A 20016-nucleotide genomic window follows, 5' to 3' on the forward strand; every position below is an offset into this window, starting at 1 on the left:
ATTTGAAGAAGGATTTTATATTGACCTCTTCTAACCACCGTCTGTTTACTTTGCTCGCATTTTGCGGGCTTTTTTAATCAATAGTTAGCTATTTGGCGAACTTTCTTATTATATAAAAAAAGACTTTTATTCTGGCACTCTGCCACAATAAAAGTCTTGCGCATTTCATTTCGATACGGATACCTCTCGGTATCGTCTTGACGGTTTCGAAATCACCTTGCGGTGTAGGCTACTCCCTTTTATAGTTAGGATGATACCATAGCCGGGAAGGAATGTCAATGTATCCTTGTTATTTTTTTAACTTTCTTTTTTTAACTTTCCTGCAGCTATTTTAAGTCAACTGAGAGGGGATTGGCACCTTTCGGCAGTAACGCTGAAATCTCCTTCGCGTCCGCGTACAATCCCACCAGATTCATCAGAATCTCCACGACCGTATCCATGTCCTCCGCCGCCACATGTTCATAGGGACCGTGACAGGCATAATACCCGGCCCCCAGGTTCGGGCAGGGAAGCCCCCGGAAACTGAGCTGCGAGCCATCGGTACCGCCGCGGATCGGCCTGGTGATATGGGTAAGTCCAACCCGGTGAATCGCTTCGATGGCATTTTCCACCAGATGGAAATGCTGACGGATGACCTCCTCCATATTATAATACTGATCCCGTATATGAAGCTTGACAGTCCCGTCCCCGTATTTGTCATTCAAAAGCACACAGATGTGCTCCAGACTCTTCTTACGCCCTTCGAACAGGCCCCGGTCATGATCCCGGATGATGTATTCCATATCTGTGTCATCCGGCGTACCATTTAACTTGGTCAGATGGAAAAATCCCTCGTACCCTTGCGTATCCCGCGGTGTCTCACCGGAGGGAAGCATATTGTTCAGCTCATTCGCCACCAGCAGTGCGTTGATCATCGTATTCTTAGATGAGCCGGGATGAACCCCAAGCCCTGTAATATGGATCTTAGCCAGCGCCGCATTAAAATTCTCATAGTCAATAAGGCCGACCTGGCTTCCGTCCACAGTGTAAGCATATGTGGCGCCGTATTTGCCGATATCCAGGTCCTTGGCGCCGGCGCCGATCTCCTCATCGGGAGGGAAGCTCAGGCAGATCTTACCATGGGGGATCTCCCCCTTCATCAGACGTTCTGCCAGAGTCATGATCTCTGCGATACCGGCCTTGTCATCCCCGCCCAGAAGCGTGGTTCCGTCGGTGACGATCAGCGTCTTGCCCTTCATGGAGGGCAGGTGGGGAAACTGGTCTGCCGTCAGGGTGCGGCCGCTGTCCCCCAGCGTTACGTCTTTGCCGTCGTAATTCTCTATGACCCGGGGCTTCACATTCTTACCGTTGAACGCAGCTGTGTCCAGATGGGCACAGAACCCCAGAGGGGTAACCTCCTCATATCCCGGTGTCGCCGGAATCGTGCCATATACATAACATTTCTCATCCACATGGGCATCCTCTATGCCCATCTCCTTCATCTCATCCACCAACAGCTTAGCCAGGTCGAACTGACACTGGGATGAAGGTACCGCAGTGCTGGTATCGTCACTCGTTGTGTGAATCACCACATAATTTAAAAACCGTTCATAAGCCCGCAAATCATTACCTCCTTCTACGGATCAATGATCCTTTTCATTCAGTCAGATATTCCTTCAGTAATTCCGCCGTATTTCTAAGAGCATCCACGTGGGTCCTCTCATAGTGGTGGGATGCATCGGTCCCCGGGCCGATACAGGCAAAATTCACGTCGGCCCCGCGCACCACACACAGGCTGGCATCGCTGCCATAACGGTTATGTACTTCCACCCGGTAGTCGATCCCCGCCTGACGGGCCAGCCCGGTCAGCCGCTTGCGGAATCCATAGTCATAAGGGGAACGGCTGTCCTTTGCGCAGATCGTAACACAGTGTTCGTCGGAAGTATGGCCGATACCCGCCGTGCCGATGTCGATGGACAGCATCTCCCGGGTGTTGGGCGGTATGTAAGACACCCCATGCCCAATTTCCTCATAATTTGCCACATAGAAATGCGTGGTATGCCTGGGACGGACCCCATTCTCCTTCAGATATTTCATCACTGCAAACATAACCGCCACACAGGCTTTGTCATCGATGTACCTGGACTTGATGAAGCCATTTGGCGTGATCACAGTCCTGGGATCATAGAACACGTAGTCCCCCACGCTGATCCCCGCATCCGCCGCATCCTGCGCGGAGCAGAAATCCTCGTCCAGCCGGATCTCCATATTATCCTCCGTGCGGGTCTCATGGCGGGCTTCCTCCGGAAAATTGTGGACGGATGGTTTCTCATAGAGCAGCGTCCCTGTATACTCTGTGCCATCCATGGTGCGCACCACCAGATTCTCTCCTTCATAGGTCGTCCACGTATATCCCCCGATCTGAGCTGCCCTTAGCCTTCCGCTGGGCAGAATCTCTTTGACCATAGCTCCCAGGGTATCTATGTGTGCGTTCACCAGAACCTGATCCTGATTCTCCTCTCCGGTGAGCGTACCGTAGACCGCTCCCTTGTTGGTAGTATTCACGGGAATATGAAGTGAGGCGAATTCCCGGCGAATCCTCTCCATTGCCGCCTCACAGTCTCCGCCTACACTGGGAATCGCCAATAATTCCTTCATAAACTCCAGCGTATAATCCATATCCAAGTTCATCATCTGATCTCCTCTATTCTGTCGTGGGGAAATTCCTTCCCTTTATTCTCCTATAAATGTAATCCAGACGCTGCCTCGCATTCCTGAGGGGACAGGCTCACCGACAGCCTGCCGCTCCCGGTCCAGGCCGATCCGTCTGTGTCTGATCTGGTTGATCGCCTGCGAGAAATAAGGCCAGCCCTCCACTATTTCTGCAGGGTAATCGGTTATCTCGTTCTCCGGGTTTATGGCATAATTGATCAGCCGGTTCGAACAGTATACCTCGATCGTATTTTTACCAGCAGTCAGGGCTCCCGTCACATCCAGTTTCAAGGGACGCCTCCATATATCCCCGCAGATCCTGCCGTTGATCCTCACCTGCGCTGCCTCCCGCAGCTCTTCCAGGTAAAGTACCGCACGCCCTGCCGGGACCTCCTGCATCACAAAAGAGCTGGTATAGACACCCACGCCGCTGTAATATCTCACCGGCTCATACTGCTGCCAGAACTTAGGCAGCTCCCACTCGAGGGAAAATCCCATCTCCGGAATCTCCAACCGCCATGGGCCCGGCAGCGTGCAGGATCTCTCCAGCGGGACCTGCCGCACAGAAAAGTCTTTCCCGGACAAAATCCGGTCTGTCTCAGAAAGCTTTGTACCTTCGTCAAAGAACACGAAGACGGAAGCAAAGGCTTCCATATCCAGCACCAGTTCTGTGGAATTCTCATGTCCGGCCGCATTCTCCACCCCATAGGGTATGGCCGTCGAGGCATCGAAGACCCTCAGCCCTTTTCCGCAGACCGAGAAATCAAAGGTCACTTTGCGGCTTTGGGGGGATATATTGGCAATAAAGTAGATATCGGTGGTCCCGTCCACTCTGTGCACATATCCCACGCAGTCTCCGCCTCCTGTAATCCTGACATCGGGACGGACCCGCTGCTCCAGAAGCGCTGTCAGCCCTTCTCCCCGGTCAGGGGCTATGGCCGCCGCGCCCCTGCCGCAGGAGCGCCAGATACCCGGCCGTTCCGGGAAGATGCGCGCCATGCAGCTTTGTACCGCGGCGTCCTGCTCTTCCCGCCGGCACAGTCCGCAGCTCAGATAGGGGGCGGCTTCCGAAGCGATCAGGATTCCCCCGCTTCTCACAAAACTTTCCAGCTTTTCTGCCGTCTCAGGCAGCAGCCGTTTGCATCCTATGAGCAGGATTACCCGGTAGGTATTCCCGTTCACCGTCATTCCATCCTCAAAGGAAGCGTAATTGGCTAATATGTCGTCATTTATATAGTCAAAACAGTATCCCTTTTTACTGATCCGGTCTGTCACCCCCCAGCCCATGTATTCCTGCAGCTTCATTCCCATATGCAGATCCGCCATCTGGTTTTCCGACCAGACATCGGCCTGGGGCAGATAGATTGCGATCTCGCATCTGGACCTTCCGATACGCAGCATGCCGGAAACCCTCTGGATGTACTCGCTCAGATGCCTGTAATAAGGCCAGTAGGTGTTCGTGTGATTTATCTGGGAGGATGCGTAAAACGGCCAGCCCAGCCTGCCCGCATCGGGCGGGGAGTAAGCGTATCCATGATTGTAAATGGAATTTATGCCGTCCAGGAAGATCGCGTCCACCTCCGCTTTCATCATTTCCAGGGTCTCCATAAACCTGGGAACCCGAAGCCAGGTAAAGGACTCGCAGGATACCACCGGCTTATCGTATAGGTGTGCGGCGGAGGACGCAAACCGCCTGTGTATGGAATTCACCTCCAGTTTATCCTGGGGCCCGAAGGTCTCCCCCTCAGGTATATGGGCACTGCCGTAGGCTTTGAGTATGTCTGCCCAGGTCCCGTGAGCCTGTATCCGTGATTTGGAACCCTGGCGGTCACACCATGCAGTCATATTTTCGAAGAAATTCTCGATGGTCAGTTCCGACATGGTCAGGAAATAATCATACCGGATCCTGTCCGAGATATCATCGATCTCGCCCCACAGGCCATAGATATACCTGTCCAGCCGGTACCCGCGCCGTCTGTAGAATTCATCCTCCAGAATCCCCGTCCAGTTATTCCCCAGCAGCTCGATGGAGTCACAGAAGAAACACCGGAATCTCCCCCTGCCCAGCCGGTCAGTCAGGGGATCACCGCCATTTTTCAAAAAGAGATCCACAGCGTCCTTCCGGCAGTGGTCCACCACGTATCCTCCGGCATCCCTGGCCGGGATCGCCGCCTGCTGGTGATACAGATGGGTCACGAACACCACTATCTTCCAGTCCCCTTCCGGGATGGGGATATCTTCCAGCATTTTCCCCCAGGGCCATCCGAACAGAAGCTTTTCCTTCAAGGACGGGGTCAGATCCACGATCGTCTCCTCCAGCATTCTGCTGTCCTTCATTTTCCCCATCACGGCGCCCTCGATCTTACCGGTAACACGGCTTGTAAAATCATAGGAAAAACTGCGGGGTCCGGTCACATCGATCTGATACGGGATCGCGCACTGTACCGACAGTTCCTGCGGTACATGGGGGCCCCCATAGGGCCAGGAAGAGCCCAGCGTAAAATCCACTCCCAGACCCAGCTCCTCTGCCCTTTTCAGCGTGTAATCAAGGATATCGAAAAATTCCGGTGAAAAGTACGGGATATTGTATATTCCCGCCTCCGCATCGTCCGTGGCCAGCGGATACAGCGTCTGGATCTCCACACCGCCGATGCCGGCCTCCTGCATAAACCGCAGTTCCCTGTCTATCTCTTCTCTCTGAACCGCGCAGCCGTACCACCACCAGCGGGTCCAACCTTTCGCCTCCGGTTCCGGATGCTCCAATCTCTGTATATGCCAATCCATTCTCCTGCTCCTCCTGTCAGCCGCACCAGCTAACCGCGCTTACTAACCGACAATTTTATAGATAGCATGGATACGCAGCGGTTCCAGGGTAATTTCACTAAAGCCATTCTCCCCGTTGTAAGCAACAGGCATAGGTTTATGCTCGGGATATACCATTTCCGCTTTGCTGACCCGCATATAATCCTGGTTCACCATCAGCCTGCCCCCGTCGATCAGAGGCGTATCCCCTCCGGTGAGCCTTGCTAACGCGGAGAGTTCATGTACCAGAAGTTCCCTGCCTTCTTCCCGCTCATAGCAGGTGAACTCCAGGCTGTTCATCAGGTCCGTCTGAAGGAACACCCGGGGAGTAATGTACGTTTCCGTAACTCCGGCAAAGAAGTCCTTCACCCATAGAAAATCTTTATTTATCATGGTAAACAGGTCAAAGCAGGCAGTCAGCACACGGCCCTTACCATATGTATTCTCATACAGAGCCGGCAGGCCGGTATCCTGTCCGGGCAGCGGGTTCCCCCAATTCACCCAGGTGGTTTCCGTCAGCAGTACGGCAGGCTCCAGGAAAGTCCCCAGCACTTTGGCCCCATCGGCCCTGGTCTTGAGCACATATTCCCCCACCGGCGGTGTCGTCCGCGGGGAACGCTTCCATATGGGCTCCTCCTCCGGTCTGATATAGGCACACCAGTGGTTCTTCTTATAGGTCTCGTCTTTGGCGGCGAAATGGCAGCCACTTAAATCTGCCAGGGCAAAATCCTGAAGGATGGCGCCCTGTTCATCACACAGGCCGGTCTCACCGGAGATCAGGACGATTCCGCCATCCGCCACATAGCGCTTAAGATCTGTCTTTAAATCAGGATGAACAAAGAACAGATTGGGGATCAGGATCATACGGAATTCCTTCATACGGTCGTAGTTCAGTTCCAGCTCCGGCACGACTCTCCAGGTCCGTTTGCTGTAATCGCACAGCTTCATAGCTCCCAGAAGCGCTTCCCGGTGCGCACCGCTCACCTTGGCACGGCTGATAGAGCTGGCCAGGATGGGATGCTCCACATGCAGCGTGTCCGCCACGTCACTCTGTACGATAGCGATGTCCGCCACCAGCCGGTTGTCTTCCAGATAGTTCTCGAACTTCTCCACATCCCGGAATGCAGCCCCCACCTTCCTGGCTTCCTCGAACTCCAGGGTTCCATCCCGGTGCATGGGTTCGCTGTACATGAATACACGGCATCCCTGCGCGGCGATCTCAGCCGCAGCCAGACGGTAGATACTGTCCGGCTGATAATTGTACACATGGGACACATCCCCCGGACCCAGCTGGGGGTACTTCCCTGCGGAGGTATCCCGGGCATATGCGCCGGAGAGCCAGTTGCCTGCCCAGGGCTCTGTGAACAGATAATCCAGCTTGTTGCGGATCTGTCTGGGGTAATGGGCAGCGAAGTTGATGGTCAAGGCCAGTTCCGGGTCGATCTCCCTGATCGTGCTTCGCAGATCATCCAGCATCCGTTCCGCGCCCTCGTTCAGGAAACGTTCCAAATCCCGGTTTTTCGCCATCATCTCAGCGTCATCCTCGGGCATCTCATAGCCGAATTCCTTCCGGTACAGCTCTTTGCAGGTATCGCAGTAGCACAGCGCCCTGCCGAATATATCGATAAACAGGCTGTCCGGGTGGTAATTCTCCACGATCTCCCTGATCTGTCCCAGTATGTATTGCCGGTATCCGGTCTCATAGCAGGGCATCCCCCACTTGGCATTGCTGGTGTTCGCCGGCATCCCGCACTTGAGCGGCTGTCCGTCCTTTTTCCGCACCGCCCACTCCGGGTGTGCGTTAGGGGCAAAGGTGTCGTATTCGAAGCAGTAATAGGCATTGAATTCAATTCCATGCTTTCTCAGAATGGGCACGATGGTCCCGACCCAGTCCTTCTCTTTAAGTCCGGGGTGCTTCCTGCCGATTTTCGTATCGTAATAGCTGCTTCCCCAGTGATCCTTGCAGTACAGCATCAGGTGATTGATATTCGCTTCCTCGATAAAGCGTTCCCATTCATCCGGGTCCAGATTCTCAAGTGTCACCACGGGCGGGTCGGGGGAGTGGTGATCGATCAGATATCCCCGGTAACTGTGTTTATATTTTTCTGACATATTTTCCTCCAGTGGCGCATTAACTGCGCCATAAATTCAATCCCCGCATCCGCACGCCCATGATGGCCTGCAAATGCGGGGAATGCGTTGTCACTCAGCGATTGGGCTGCTGTTTATTTGGTTGCATATCCAAAGTAGGTCAGGTTGCTGATCGCAGAATAGAATGTGTTCTGAAGATCTTTCATACAATACACATAGCTTGCATAATACAGCGGGCATATGGAGAAACCGTTCTCGGAATACATAATCTGTTCGATCTCTTCCAGTACTTTATCCCGTTCCGGGCCGTTCTGCATGGTGGATGCCTGCTCTACAAGCTTGTCGTAGTTCGCATCGCTCCATCCGGAGTATTCAAAGTTACCATTGGTACCGAACAGCTGGTAGTATCCGATCGCGTCATTGAACGTAATACCGTAACCCAGACGCGCCAGATGGAAACCTCCCTTGGAGATGGTCTCCGTGTAGCCGGCGGAATCGATATTGCCCAGGGTTACTTTTGCCTCCAGTATGCCTGCGAGATCCGACTGCACCGCTTCTGCGACAGCCTTGTTGGTATCGGAGGTGTTAAATTTGTATTCCATGGTGGCATTGCCGTCCCATCCATCCGCTACCGCTTCATCATAGAGTACTTTAGCCAGTTCACAGCGTCCGGAGTAAGTGCTCAGATCATAGTCCGGATATTTTTCCTGAAGCCACGCGTACATCACTTCTCCCACCACATCGGTCCAGACTTTATTCTCACTGTTGGTGACACCGTTGGGAATCAGGCCGGTAGCAGCAGTAGACCCGTCCTGGGTAACATTGGTGACCAGGTTTTCCTTATCAATGGCCAGGGTAATCGCTGCTCTCACCCGCCAGTCCGGAATTGTCTTACAGTTCAGATACAGATATGTCACATTCAATCTGGGATTCGAGTAAGCATCTCCCGAAGCGATCAGGCTTTCGATCTGATCTGTGGGAATCCCGCTGACAAAATTATATTCCCCTGACTGGTAAGCCGCCATGTTGGAGGTTTCACTGTCAGACAGATGGAAGGTAATTTTGGAAGGTCCCAGATTCGCGTAGTCATAATATTTCTCATTTTTTGTCAGCTCAATATAACTGTCATGAACCCAGTCCGTCATCACATAAGCGCCGTTGCTGATAAAAGTCTCAGCCTCGGTCCAGGTATCGCCGTTCGCTTCGATCACATCCTGGCGCAGAGGGTACAGGCCGTAATGGGTACACATATCCAGGAAATAAGAGCAGCTGTTTTCCAGCGTTACCGTCAGTGTTTTCTCATCCACTGCCTCGATTCCCAGCTCAGAGGGCTCCATGGTCCCTTCGGAGATAGCTGTAGCATTCTTCACGATGTTGTTCAGCAGCGTGCCGTTGGAAGCCGCCGTTTTGGGATCTACCAGTCTCTGCCATGCATAGACAAAGTTATCCGCTGTGACTTTTTCGCCGTCACTCCAGAAAATATCATCTCTGAGATGGAAGGTATAGGTCAGGCTCGCCTCGTCGAAATCATAAGATTCCGCCTGTCCGCACACAACCTCGGAACTGTACTGATTGTCATTTCCGTTTACGGTATCCTCGATCGCCGCAAACTTCATAAGGCCTTCCGACATGTGGAACAGAATCTCAAACTGATCTGCTCCGGTGGCCAATGTAGGGTCCATGGAATGAGGTTCCGAGTATCCCAGTGCCACGTCGATGGCTAACTCATCCCCGCTGCCGGAGGTATCCTGATCCTGCTCTTCTCCCTTCGCGGTGTCCGTATTCCCCGCGTCGGTCTTACCTGTGTCGCTTTCGGGTGCAGCCTTGGAACCACACGCTGTCACAGACAGGCAGAGTACCAATGCCAAAAACAAAGAAATCACTTTTTTCATACTTCTTTTTCCTCCTTTTTCTTCAGGTATGCTTAGACGCCCCCTGTTTTCTTGCTATTTATATTAGGCACAGCAGAACGCATCCGCTTGCATAATATCGTTATGACAAAATCATCTTACCCGTCGTACAGATGACAGGCGACGTAATGCCCCGGCCCGCATTCCCGCAGAGCGGGCACTTCCTCCTTACACCGATCCTTGGCATAAGGGCATCTGGTATGGAACCGGCAGCCGGAAGGCGGATTCATGGGGCTAGGAATATCCCCCTCCAAAGTGATGCGGCTCCGGCTTCGGCTCAGTTCCGGATCGGGAAGCGGAACCGCCGAGATCAGAGACTTGGTATACGGATGCATAGGCTCCTTGCATAGCTCATAGCTCTCCGCCAGTTCTACCACAAACCCCAGATACATAACCCCGATCCGGTCCGATATATGGCGCACCACAGACAAGTCGTGGGCGATAAACAGATAGGTCAGCCCTTTCTCCTGCTGCAGGTCTTCCATCATATTGACCACCTGGGACTGGATGGATACGTCCAGCGCAGAGATGGGCTCGTCACAGACGATGAATTCCGGTTCCACCGCCATCGCCCTGGCTATCCCGATACGCTGCTGCTGGCCGCCTGAGAATTCGTGGGGAAAGCGGTTGGCATGCTCCGTGTTCAATCCCACTTCATCCAGCAGATAACGGATACGCTCCTGCCGCTCTCCCTTATTCGGCGCAATCTTGTGTATGTCCAGGGCCTCCCCTATGATCTCTCCCACGGTCATCCGGGGGTCCAGGGAAGCGGAGGGGTCCTGAAAGATCAGCTGCATTTTACGCCGGTACTCAAACATGGGGACCGCGATCCCCTCCTTGCTGTCATAGATCGGCGTGCCATCGTAAACGATTCTGCCGGACGTAGGCTCATGCAGACGGATCACACTTCTTCCCAGCGTGGTCTTTCCGCAGCCGGACTCTCCCACCAGGCCCAGCGTCTCTCCCTTATAAATGTAAAAAGAAGCGTCCTCCACTGCCTGGACATAGTTTTTCTTCATAAAACCGGATTTAACCGGGAAATATTTTCGAAGGTTCTCAACCTCCACTAACTTTTTCTTTTCGCTCACCGGTTCCCCACCTCCTCTTTCATCTGGCGTATATGCTGCCAGCATGAGGATATATGCCCGCTGTCATTCATACAGACCGCTGGCGGTTCCTGCTCCACGCACACCTTCATACATTCTGTGCAGCGGGGCGCGAACCGGCAGCCCTTGGGAGTATCCAGCATATCCACCGGCGTTCCCTCGATGGGGATCAGCCTTTCCCTTCCCTCACTGTCCAGCCTCGGCATAGAGGCCAGCAGCCCTTTGGTGTAAGGGTGCCGGGGATGGTAGAAAATATCATTTACCTCTCCTTGTTCCACGATATGGCCTGCGTACATTACCGAGACCCTGTCGCATATCTCAGCCACCACCCCCAGATTATGGGTGATGAAAATGATGGACATGTTATTCTTCGCCTGAAGCTCTTTCATGAGCTCCAGTATCTGTGCCTGAGTCGTTACATCCAGCGCCGTGGTAGGCTCATCGGCAATGAGAAGCTTCGGGTGGCAGATCAGCCCCATGGCGATCATAGCCCGCTGGCGCATCCCGCCGGAGAATTCGTGGGGATACTGGTCGATCCGTTTTTCCGCATTATTAATGCCAACCATGTTCAGCATCTCGATGGCCCGGTTTCTGGCTTCCTTCTTGGATATGGACCGGTCATGGCAGGTCACCGCCTCCATGAGCTGATCCCCCACGGTATACACGGGATTCATACAGGTCATGGGATTCTGGAAGATCATGCTGATTTCCTTCCCGCAGATATCCATCATCTGTTTTCTGCTGTAGTCCAGCAGGTTCTTTCCCTCCAGAAGAATGGAGCCGCCTATCACCTTTCCGGGACTCTGGAGCAGGCCCATGATCGAGTAGGCCTCCACACTCTTACCGGAACCGGATTCCCCCACGATCCCCATCACTTCATTGTATCCCAGGGAATAGGAGATTCCGTCCACAGCTTTTACTTCCCCAGCAGGTGTGAAGAATGATACCTGGAGATTATTAACTTCAATCAATTTCTTGTGTTCATCCATAATGGCACCTCCTTATTTCTTCAGCCTGGGGTCCAGGGCATCCCGCAGCCCGTCGCCGATCAGGTTCAGTGTCAACACCAGAACACTCAGTATAATCGCAGGACAGAGCAGGCGGTATGGGTATAGTGACAGTGCGCTTAAGGCATCGGAGCACATGGAACCCAGGCTGGCCATAGGGGCCGCCACTCCTATTCCCAGATAGGAGAGGAAGGATTCCATGAAGATCGCCGACGGGATCTGAAGACAGGTCGCTATGACCAGCTGTCCCACACAGTTGGGCAGCAGATGCCGCGTGATGATCCGCTTATTGCCGGCTCCCAGTACCTTTTCCGCCGTGATGAATTCCATGCTCTTTAACTGCAGAACCTGGCCTCTCACGATACGGGCCATACTGACCCAGTATAACAGGGCAAATACGATGAAAATACTTACGATCCCCGCGCCGAGATCACTCATGGCTCTGGCCAGCCCCCAGTTGGATGTGTCGAACCACTTTTGCAGCGGCTCGGATATGACTACCTGGAGAAGAAGTACCATCAGGGTACTGGGAATGGAGATGATCAGATCGATGATCCGCATGATCACAAAGTCGACCACGCCCCCGCAAAGTCCTGATATGGCTCCGATCGCCGCTCCGATGACCAGTACGATCAGCGCGGCGATAATACCGATAATCAGAGATACCCTGGTTCCATACATACTCCGGGACATGATATCTCTGCCGGCAGAATCCGTACCGAACACATGAGGGAATACGGACTGGATCATTTCCACCTGTGTGGCGTCCGAAGCCGGCTCACCGACCGTGTATTCTAACGGTGTGACGGCGGAAAAGCTGCCGTTCTTATAGTCTTTGGTACGTCCTATGGTCAGAATATCCGCTGCATCCTTGTCATAGATAATCATGGCCTTTTCCAGTGCCTTCTCAAGTGTAAAGCAGTATGTCGTGTTATTCTGCTCTATGTAATAATCCCCTTTGGCCAGGGACAGCAGGGAACCCATGATCGTCTCCGTAAAGAACACGGCGTCCGCTTCCTCAAGCACCGCCCGCTCCATCTCTTCACTTTTCGAATATTCCATGGGGCCAAGCTTTGCGCTGTTCCGGTACTGGCTCTCATAACTGTAAGGCACGATCAGCGGTCCCACAAAGGCGAATACCACGATCACCAGGAATACGATCAGCGCCGCCATGGCTACCTTGTTGGATCGAAACCGCCTCCATGCATCCCTCCAATAGGAGATACTCTTTCTTTTTTCAATGAGATTTTCCTTCTCGCTGTCGCTGGCCGCGGAAAATCCGTCCTCCGGGATCTTCAGAAAATCCAGATCCTTGGGATTATTCAGGTGAATTATCGGCATGGCCTGTCTCTTTGTTTCTCTATCCACCCTCTATTCCCCCTTTCCTGTCAGCGTAATGCGGGGATCTACAAACTTGTAGATGATATCCACCAGTAGATTCATGCCGATCACCAGGGCTGAGAGCACGATGGTCGTCGCCATGATGACAGGATAATCCCTCTCTATAATGCTGGAAACAAAATATTTACCCAGCCCTGGAATGCCGAACGTGGTCTCTATGACGAACCCCCCGCACATAAGGCCGGCTGTCAGGGGCCCCAGATAGGTGACCACAGGTATAAGGGAGTTCCGAAGAGCATGCTTGAAGATAATCTTACCGGTCTTCAGGCCTTTTGCCTTGGCTGTCCTTACATAGTCCTGATTGATCGCATCCAGCATACTGGTTCTCGTCAGCTTCGCCACATAGCAGGCATAATATAAGCCCAGGGAAATGACCGGCATAATGTAGGATTTTACATCCGTCAGGCTGCCGGACACCGACGGCAGTATCCCCAGCCGTATGGCGAATACCTCCAGCAGCAGCGTCGCCACCACAAAGTTTGGTATGGCGATCCCCAGCGTGCTGAACACGCTTAACACATTGTCGATCCATTTCCCCCTGAAATAAGCCGCGATACATCCCAGAGGAACACCCACCAGCACCGTGATCAGCAATGCCAGCATTCCCAGCTTGATCGAAAGTTCGAATTTTCCCTGATGGAATATAAGGTCTGACACCGGCGTGCCTTTCTGCATTTTCAGGGAAGTTCCCAGATCCCCATGCAGGTAACCTTCCAGATAATTCTTCAACTGGACAATCAGAGGCTTATCCAGGCCATACTTCTCATTGGCCAGCTCCATCTGTTCCACTGTCGTGTTCTCCTCCAGAAAAGGGCTGCCGGGTATCGCATTCATAACCAGGAATGTGATAGCCGCCACGAATAACAGGGTACAGACTGACGCTGCAATTCTCTTTACTACATATCCGAACATAGGCTTCCTCCCATCACCGTACTAAAGTTTCATGTCCGAACGGACTTCCCTGAAACACTTCACTGCAAAGTCCAGATCTTCCCTCGTGTGCCCGGCTGATATCTGGGTCCGGATCCGATCCCTTCCCTTTGGCACAACCGGATAGCAAAAGCCTACCACATAGACTCCCTTTTCCAGCATCCTGGCCGCGAACTCCTGGGCAATGCGGGAGTCATAGAGCATAACCGGGACAATGGGGTGCTCCCCGGGAAGCAGGTCAAAGCCGGCCTCCTCCATCTGTTCACGGAAATAGCGGGCATTGTCGTGGACCTTATCCCTCAGCTTCGTGGACTCGGTCAGCAGATCAATGGTTTTTATGGACGCCGCACAGATGGCCGGAGCTACGGTGTTGGAGAACAGATAAGGTCTCGACCGCTGCCTGAGCAGATCTACAATCTGCCGTCTCGCGGCGGTAAACCCGCCGGATGCGCCGCCCAAAGCCTTACCGAAGGTTCCGGTGACGATGTCCACCCGTCCGATCACACCGCAGTGCTCGGGCGTTCCTCTTCCATGCGGTCCCATGAAGCCGGACGCGTGGCTGTCATCCACCATCACCAGGGCGTCGTATTCGTCTGCCAGATCGCAGATTTCTTTTAATTTGGCTATGTAACCGTCCATGGAAAAGACCCCGTCGGTGGCAATCAGCTTAATCCCTGCCCCCGCCTCCTGCGCAGCCTGAAGCTGCCGGCGCAGATCCTCCATGTCACTGTTTGCATACCGGTACCGCTTCGCCTTACATAAACGGATACCGTCAATGATAGACGCGTGGTTCAGCTCATCGGAGATCACCGCGTCCCCCTCAGTGAGAAGCGTCTCAAAAAGTCCGCCGTTGGCGTCAAAACAGGAGGAATACAGGATGGCATCCTCGGTTCCGACAAACTCCGCGATCTTGCGCTCCAGCTCCTTATGGATCTGCTGTGTTCCGCAGATGAAACGGACGGAGGAGAGTCCGAACCCCCATTTGTCGTAACTGGCCTTTGCTGCCCCGATCAATTCCTGGTTGGTGGAGAGTCCCAGGTAATTGTTAGCGCACATATTGACGACACGGCTGGCCTGGGTGGTATCGATCCTGGAATACTGAGGGGTGGTGATGATGCGCTCCTCTCTCCATGTACCGGATTCCCTTATATCTTCCAGTATTTTTTCATAAGTATTCAGTGCAGATTTCATAACTTCATCCTTTCCTTTTTCACGCAGGATTCTGTCAGGAACGGCTCCAGTCCAGAATCACCTTGCCGGAGTTACCGCTTATCATGGCTTCAAAGCCCTTCTCATACTCCGTGTAATGGAACCGGTGCGTAATCACCGGTGACAGATCCAGTCCCCCCTGGACCATGTAAGACATCTGATGCCAGTTATCCATCTTTCTGCCATAGATTCCGCGAAGTGTCAGACCTTTGCAGATCACCTCGTTCATGTCCACCTCAATCGGCTTATTCGCCAGACCCAGAAGGGAAATCATGCCGCCGTTGCGCATAACGCCTAACATCTGCGCGAATGCCTCTCTGCTTCCGGACATCTCAAGGCCCACGTCAAACCCCTCGCACAGTCCCTGTTCCCGCATCACGGTGGACAGATCGTCCTTCGCCACGTTCACCGCGGCATCAGCGCCTATCCTGCGGGCCAGTTCAAGCCGGTATTCGTTGACATCCGTGATAATCACCCGCCTGGCTCCGGAAAACTTACAGATCCCTGCCGCAATAATCCCGATCGGCCCCGCGCCGGTGATCAGCACATCTTCCCCCACAAGCGGAAACATCAAAGCGGTATGCGTGGCATTACCAAAGGCGTCAAAAAAAGATACGATCTCCTCCGGTATACGCTCATCGATCTCTATGACATTAGTGGCGGGAATACAGACATATTCCGCGAACGCGCCATCCCGGTCCACTCCCACGCCGATGGTATCCCTACACCACTGGATGTTACCGGTATGGCAGTTCCTGCAGCGGTGGCAGGTGATATGCCCTTCTCCGGATACCCGCTGCCCTGCCTTCAGCCCCTTCACTCCGACTCCTAATCCCGCAACCTCTCCCACATATTCATGACCAATAGTCATGGGCGGTTTGATATGAAGCTGCGCCCAGGGATCCCAGTTGTAGATATGTACGTCTGTGCCGCAGATCGCCGTCTTGTGAATTTTAATCAGCACTTCACCGGGCCCGGGCTCTGGGATCGGCTTCTTTACCAGTGTCAAACCCTTACCACATTCACTTTTCACTAATGCATCCATTGTGTTTGCCATACAAATCCCTCAATTTTACACAAATGTCTCCCCCATAAAGACATTTGTTAATTTTCGTCTTTGTTACAAGGACATTATATATAATTTTAGTATATTATGCAATGTTTTTTTCATAATTTTTCAAATTTATTTGTCAATATTTTCACATGTTTTTTGTTATTTTGCTCAGTTTATTTTAGATTTACACAAAAAAACATAGATTTTTACCCGTTTAATAACATGTTTTGTGAATTGTTACCGATGCCCCAGGTGTTTAAAATTTTCCACTAAAATACGGACCGGTGTACTGCACTGGTCCGCATTTTTTCTTTTTTTATTAAAGTATACTGCGTATAATCTTATTGAAGTTCTCCGCATTCCACGCACTTCGTCCGATAAACAACCCGTCTACCCACGGAATCCTAATCAGGCCTGCCGCATTTTCCATATTTACACTGCCGCCATACAGGATGGGAATCCTATTCCCGGTCTTTTCTCCGAAAAGTTCCTTCAGAATATGCCGCATATGCTGATGCCTGGCAGATACATATTCCACTGAGGCTGGTATCCCATTGATTCCTATGGCCCAGACGGGCTCATAGGCCACCCATACTCCGGAAGCTTCCTTCCGGTCCAGGCCGTGAAGCGCTACCTTCAGCTGGGTGCTCAGCGTCTCGTCGCTGATCCCAAAGTTCCGCTGTTCCAGGGTTTCACCCACACACAGCAGAGGGGTGAAGCCGTATTCCAATGCGGTTCTGACTTTTCTTCCTTCTTCCTGGTCGGTTTCCCGGAATGTGTGTCTTCGCTCGGAATGTCCGATCTCCACGATGTCCACTCCCACTTCTTTTAACATCAGCGGGGATATCTCACCGGTGAACTGCCCTTCTTTCTCCCAGCACATGTTCTGTGCGCCCAGTTTCACATGGGAACCTTCCGTTACCTGACGGGCAGCCTCCAGGGTAGTATACGACGGTATGACAAAGAGTTCCAGGCGTTCCTGCGGAAGGTCCGCGGTCAGTTCCTTCAGTCTTTGCAGATATACCTTCGTCTCCTCTATGGTTTTGTACATCTTCAGATTTGTTCCCAGGTATTTTTTTTTCACTTCATCCATATCTGGTCACCCGCATTTCATCCGGTTCTCGGACTCGATCTCCTTGATCGCTTCCACCTTCGGCGTCGACGGGGAATCCCGGAATTCCAGGGAAAGCCACCGTTCCAGAATGCATTTCGCCAGTTCCACCCCGATGACGCGTTCACCCATACACAGTACGTTACCGTCATTGCTTAGTATTAACCGTTCCGCCGAAAAGATGTCATGGCAGACCCCGGCACGGATTCCCGGGAATTTGTTGGCCGTCATGGACATGCCCAGACCAGTCCCGCAGATCAGTACCCCGCGCTTTTCATAGCCGCTGTCTATAATTTCCCGGCATACTTTTTTGGCAATATAGGGATAGTAGATATCGTCCGTTTCACTGTCACACCCCATATTTTCAACCGTATAGCCCTTTTGTTCCATAAATTTCATCAGCTCATTTTTCAAATGAACTGCCGCGTTATCACAACCAATTACAATCGTTCTCATAATATCCTCCAATCGCGGGGAGGAGACTGGCACCTCCCCGCGTTATCTACATGGAATCAAGCCGGATCACATCCAGGTCGTCGGGGATATATAGGTTTCCATGATAGTAACCGCGCCCTTCCTGCAAGTATTCTTCCTGTCTGTGACCGTAGGTCTGGTCCTCGGTATGCCAAAGGATCAGATTCTTCACATGCCTTTTTTCAGCCAGAGTACATGCGTCCCTTACCGTACTGTGGTGATATTCATAAGGATGAAAGATTTCCCTCTGGCTGTACAGGCAGAATGCCTCCGACAGCAGCCAGTCAGCATTTTCCACATAATCCTCCCTGCTCTCATGGCAGGGTTCATCTCCCAGGAATGTCAGCACTTTTTTGCATTTTAACTGCATCCGGTATCCGAATTGTTTTGCTTTTGTCGAACAGAGATCGAAGAAGGTGATCTGGTATCCCATGATGGCTCTTTGCTCCCCGTCCGCCACAGGGACCCAGCATATTCTCTCCTTCATTAACTTTTGTTCCACGGCCCGCAGCGTGAGGCCGCAGATCGTTCTGATTTTCTCCAGCAGTTCCGGGTGCGCATATATATGTAATATTCCCTCATACCTTCCCTGGCTCATCCGGTAGGTGATCATCCGGATGGCACAGATGATTCCCAGCAAATGATCCGTGTGTTCATGGGAGACAAAGATATGGCGGACCTGGTTCCAGGAAATACCAGCTTCTTTGAATTGACGGTAGATACCATCGCCTCCTCCGCCGTCTGTCAGAAGATAATTCTCTCCGTCGCAAATTGCGTAACAGGTATTATAATACTTCGTTACCAATGCGGTTCCGGTACCCAGAACAATCAGATTTTCCATACTTATGCTATGCCACTACCCCTTTCTGATCCCGGTACATGCCTTTCTTCCATTTTCCATCCAGCATGTCGGCCATAATCTGATTCAGCAGATCCCCGAATTCCGGTTCTACAATATGCATATCCGCAATGATCAGGTCCAGATTTTCATTTTCTTTATCAAACTCTTTTTCCAGGATGCTGCGCATCAATGTGGCGCGTCTGGACCACCGGGGTTCCTTTTCATCCGGCTCCCATACCGGCCCGTCTCCATTCCCCTCAGACCATCCGCGTTCCTTGGTACAGATCTCTTCTCTCTGATCATATGCGGACCAGCCCTGCATCGGAATGACAAAAGCCGTGGGGCCCTTGGTGCTGTTTAGTTTCTCCGCAAAGTAATGGGACAGGTCTTCGATCTCATCCAGCGTGGGAACCATGATGGTTACTCCTTCGTTATGCTGATAGGGAAGCTGGGTATCTTTATACGGTTTTCTCCTGCCGGACTTAAAGTCATCCAGATATTCCCGGGGCAGTGAGGCGAGGGCGCCGAACGCAGACTGGTCGCAGCCGCCGGGGGTGACGATCTGCGGAATGCCTGTATCAGCAGCGGCTGTTACCCGCTCCCCGGTCCAGGTCGCAGGTGTGCCGTATACACTGTGATACATGTTATTGGTCAGTTCTCCAGTGGTCAGGTCGATGATGGCGGTAATCTGTCCGGAACGGATCAGATCTTCCATCGTGGCTCCGGTTCCTACCTGGTGGATGATAATGGTATCCCAGCCATGGGCATCCCAGTACGCACTGCAGCGGTTTACCGTCTGGGTCGTGGTGCCGTAGGCGGTGATGGCCATCAGCGGTCTGGATGAGGAGGCATCGATCTCTCCCACTTTGCCCATGGCTACGATGGCTGCCGCAGCGTTGGCTACCATCTTGCGGGTAACGATATTGATGCCCTGCTCCGCCGTGGGATTCATGATGTAAATATCTTTATTTCCCAGCCACATGCTGACATCGCTGGAAGCCATGTCCGTCATCATGATCTTCGGCACCCCGAAAGGAAGTGCGCGCATCAGATAGGTCACTGTGGTGGTACCCATGGAACCGGCCCAGGAGATAATCCCATCCACTTCGCCTGCTTCATACATCTGCATGATCTTGACGGCTCCGGCTTCTCCCACCGTCTGAACCGCTGTCGAACGAGGTGATTTGAATATCTCTTCCTTGGTCTTTCCCACTGCTTCCAGAACTTCCGCCAGAGAGATATCCGCGAAATCCACGTCGTGGCCGCAGCCGCAGTTTAAGATCTTAACGTCTCCGCCCGCTTTTGTCACCTCATCCGCCAGAAACTTTAATTCAGTAAATTTTGTATCACACATTCCTGCTACGATAATTTTCGGTTTTTTCTCCATTT

At 52.5% G+C, this 20016-nt stretch carries 15 protein-coding genes; all 15 read right to left on the minus strand.

What is annotated here, in order from left to right; translation table 11 throughout:
• Window positions 1-326: 326 nt before the first annotated feature.
• Complete coding sequence (gene pepT, locus ABC831_RS22095; RefSeq protein ID WP_343250239.1) at window positions 327-1601, minus strand: peptidase T; 1275 nt, start codon at window positions 1599-1601, stop codon at window positions 327-329.
• 34 nt (window positions 1602-1635) lie between these two features.
• Entirely contained in the window at window positions 1636-2673 is a 1038-nt protein-coding gene (locus ABC831_RS22100) for a M42 family metallopeptidase (RefSeq protein WP_343250240.1), read from the minus strand.
• Window positions 2674-2712: 39 nt separating this feature from the next.
• Window positions 2713-5475 (minus strand): glycosyl hydrolase, encoded by a 2763-nt coding sequence (locus ABC831_RS22105; RefSeq protein WP_343250241.1) that lies wholly within the window; start codon window positions 5473-5475, stop codon window positions 2713-2715.
• A gap of 42 nt (window positions 5476-5517) precedes the next feature.
• Window positions 5518-7605: an alpha-L-fucosidase gene (locus tag ABC831_RS22110; RefSeq protein ID WP_343250242.1), complete on the minus strand. Its 2088-nt coding sequence runs from the start codon at window positions 7603-7605 to the stop codon at window positions 5518-5520.
• Window positions 7606-7718: 113 nt separating this feature from the next.
• A complete protein-coding gene (locus ABC831_RS22115) occupies window positions 7719-9476 on the minus strand; it encodes a peptide ABC transporter substrate-binding protein (RefSeq protein ID WP_343250243.1) in 1758 nt (585 codons plus the stop codon).
• Between the two features lie 116 nt (window positions 9477-9592).
• Window positions 9593-10582 (minus strand): ABC transporter ATP-binding protein, encoded by a 990-nt coding sequence (locus tag ABC831_RS22120; protein WP_343250244.1) that lies wholly within the window; start codon window positions 10580-10582, stop codon window positions 9593-9595.
• Window positions 10579-11589, minus strand: a complete 1011-nt coding sequence (locus ABC831_RS22125; protein WP_343250245.1) for an ABC transporter ATP-binding protein — start codon at window positions 11587-11589, stop codon at window positions 10579-10581. The genes ABC831_RS22120 and ABC831_RS22125 overlap by 4 nt, the downstream gene beginning before the upstream one ends.
• Before the next feature lie 12 nt (window positions 11590-11601).
• Complete coding sequence (locus ABC831_RS22130) at window positions 11602-12975, minus strand: ABC transporter permease (protein WP_343250246.1); 1374 nt, start codon at window positions 12973-12975, stop codon at window positions 11602-11604.
• Between the two features lie 3 nt (window positions 12976-12978).
• A complete protein-coding gene (locus ABC831_RS22135) occupies window positions 12979-13920 on the minus strand; it encodes an ABC transporter permease (RefSeq protein ID WP_158351025.1) in 942 nt (313 codons plus the stop codon).
• A 21-nt stretch (window positions 13921-13941) separates the two neighbouring features.
• Window positions 13942-15129 carry a glycine C-acetyltransferase gene (locus ABC831_RS22140; protein WP_343250247.1) on the minus strand — a complete coding sequence of 396 codons (1188 nt, stop codon included), beginning with the start codon at window positions 15127-15129 and terminating at the stop codon, window positions 13942-13944.
• Between the two features lie 34 nt (window positions 15130-15163).
• Window positions 15164-16204 carry an L-threonine 3-dehydrogenase gene (tdh, locus tag ABC831_RS22145; protein ID WP_425524616.1) on the minus strand — a complete coding sequence of 347 codons (1041 nt, stop codon included), beginning with the start codon at window positions 16202-16204 and terminating at the stop codon, window positions 15164-15166.
• A gap of 316 nt (window positions 16205-16520) precedes the next feature.
• Window positions 16521-17294 (minus strand): triose-phosphate isomerase, encoded by a 774-nt coding sequence (locus ABC831_RS22150; protein WP_343250248.1) that lies wholly within the window; start codon window positions 17292-17294, stop codon window positions 16521-16523.
• Between the two features lie 6 nt (window positions 17295-17300).
• On the minus strand, window positions 17301-17768 hold the full coding sequence (rpiB, locus tag ABC831_RS22155) for a ribose 5-phosphate isomerase B (RefSeq protein ID WP_343250249.1): 468 nt from the start codon (window positions 17766-17768) through the stop codon (window positions 17301-17303).
• 46 nt (window positions 17769-17814) lie between these two features.
• The gene (locus tag ABC831_RS22160; protein ID WP_343250250.1) at window positions 17815-18627 is read right to left on the minus strand and encodes an MBL fold metallo-hydrolase; all 813 of its coding nucleotides are present in this window, start codon (window positions 18625-18627) and stop codon (window positions 17815-17817) included.
• Window positions 18628-18634: 7 nt separating this feature from the next.
• Window positions 18635-20014: a Tm-1-like ATP-binding domain-containing protein gene (locus ABC831_RS22165; protein ID WP_343250251.1), complete on the minus strand. Its 1380-nt coding sequence runs from the start codon at window positions 20012-20014 to the stop codon at window positions 18635-18637.
• Window positions 20015-20016: the final 2 nt, after the last annotated feature.

The organism is Diplocloster hominis, from assembly GCF_032380655.1.
Taxonomy (GTDB): domain Bacteria; phylum Bacillota; class Clostridia; order Lachnospirales; family Lachnospiraceae; genus Diplocloster; species Diplocloster hominis.

What these genes read in the sequence shown, in the direction of transcription:
- tdh (WP_425524616.1), bottom strand. Translation starts at nt 16,204, where the DNA reads ATGGCAAACACAATGGATGCATTAGTGAAAAGTGAATGTGGTAAGGGT.
- rpiB (WP_343250249.1), bottom strand. Translation starts at nt 17,768, where the DNA reads ATGAGAACGATTGTAATTGGTTGTGATAACGCGGCAGTTCATTTGAAA.
- ABC831_RS22110 (WP_343250242.1), bottom strand. Translation starts at nt 7,605, where the DNA reads ATGTCAGAAAAATATAAACACAGTTACCGGGGATATCTGATCGATCAC.
- ABC831_RS22150 (WP_343250248.1), bottom strand. Translation starts at nt 17,294, where the DNA reads ATGGATGAAGTGAAAAAAAAATACCTGGGAACAAATCTGAAGATGTAC.
- ABC831_RS22160 (WP_343250250.1), bottom strand. Translation starts at nt 18,627, where the DNA reads ATGGAAAATCTGATTGTTCTGGGTACCGGAACCGCATTGGTAACGAAG.
- ABC831_RS22115 (WP_343250243.1), bottom strand. Translation starts at nt 9,476, where the DNA reads ATGAAAAAAGTGATTTCTTTGTTTTTGGCATTGGTACTCTGCCTGTCT.
- ABC831_RS22105 (WP_343250241.1), bottom strand. Translation starts at nt 5,475, where the DNA reads ATGGATTGGCATATACAGAGATTGGAGCATCCGGAACCGGAGGCGAAA.
- ABC831_RS22135 (WP_158351025.1), bottom strand. Translation starts at nt 13,920, where the DNA reads ATGTTCGGATATGTAGTAAAGAGAATTGCAGCGTCAGTCTGTACCCTG.
- ABC831_RS22125 (WP_343250245.1), bottom strand. Translation starts at nt 11,589, where the DNA reads ATGGATGAACACAAGAAATTGATTGAAGTTAATAATCTCCAGGTATCA.
- ABC831_RS22140 (WP_343250247.1), bottom strand. Translation starts at nt 15,129, where the DNA reads ATGAAATCTGCACTGAATACTTATGAAAAAATACTGGAAGATATAAGG.
- ABC831_RS22165 (WP_343250251.1), bottom strand. Translation starts at nt 20,014, where the DNA reads ATGGAGAAAAAACCGAAAATTATCGTAGCAGGAATGTGTGATACAAAA.
- ABC831_RS22100 (WP_343250240.1), bottom strand. Translation starts at nt 2,673, where the DNA reads ATGATGAACTTGGATATGGATTATACGCTGGAGTTTATGAAGGAATTA.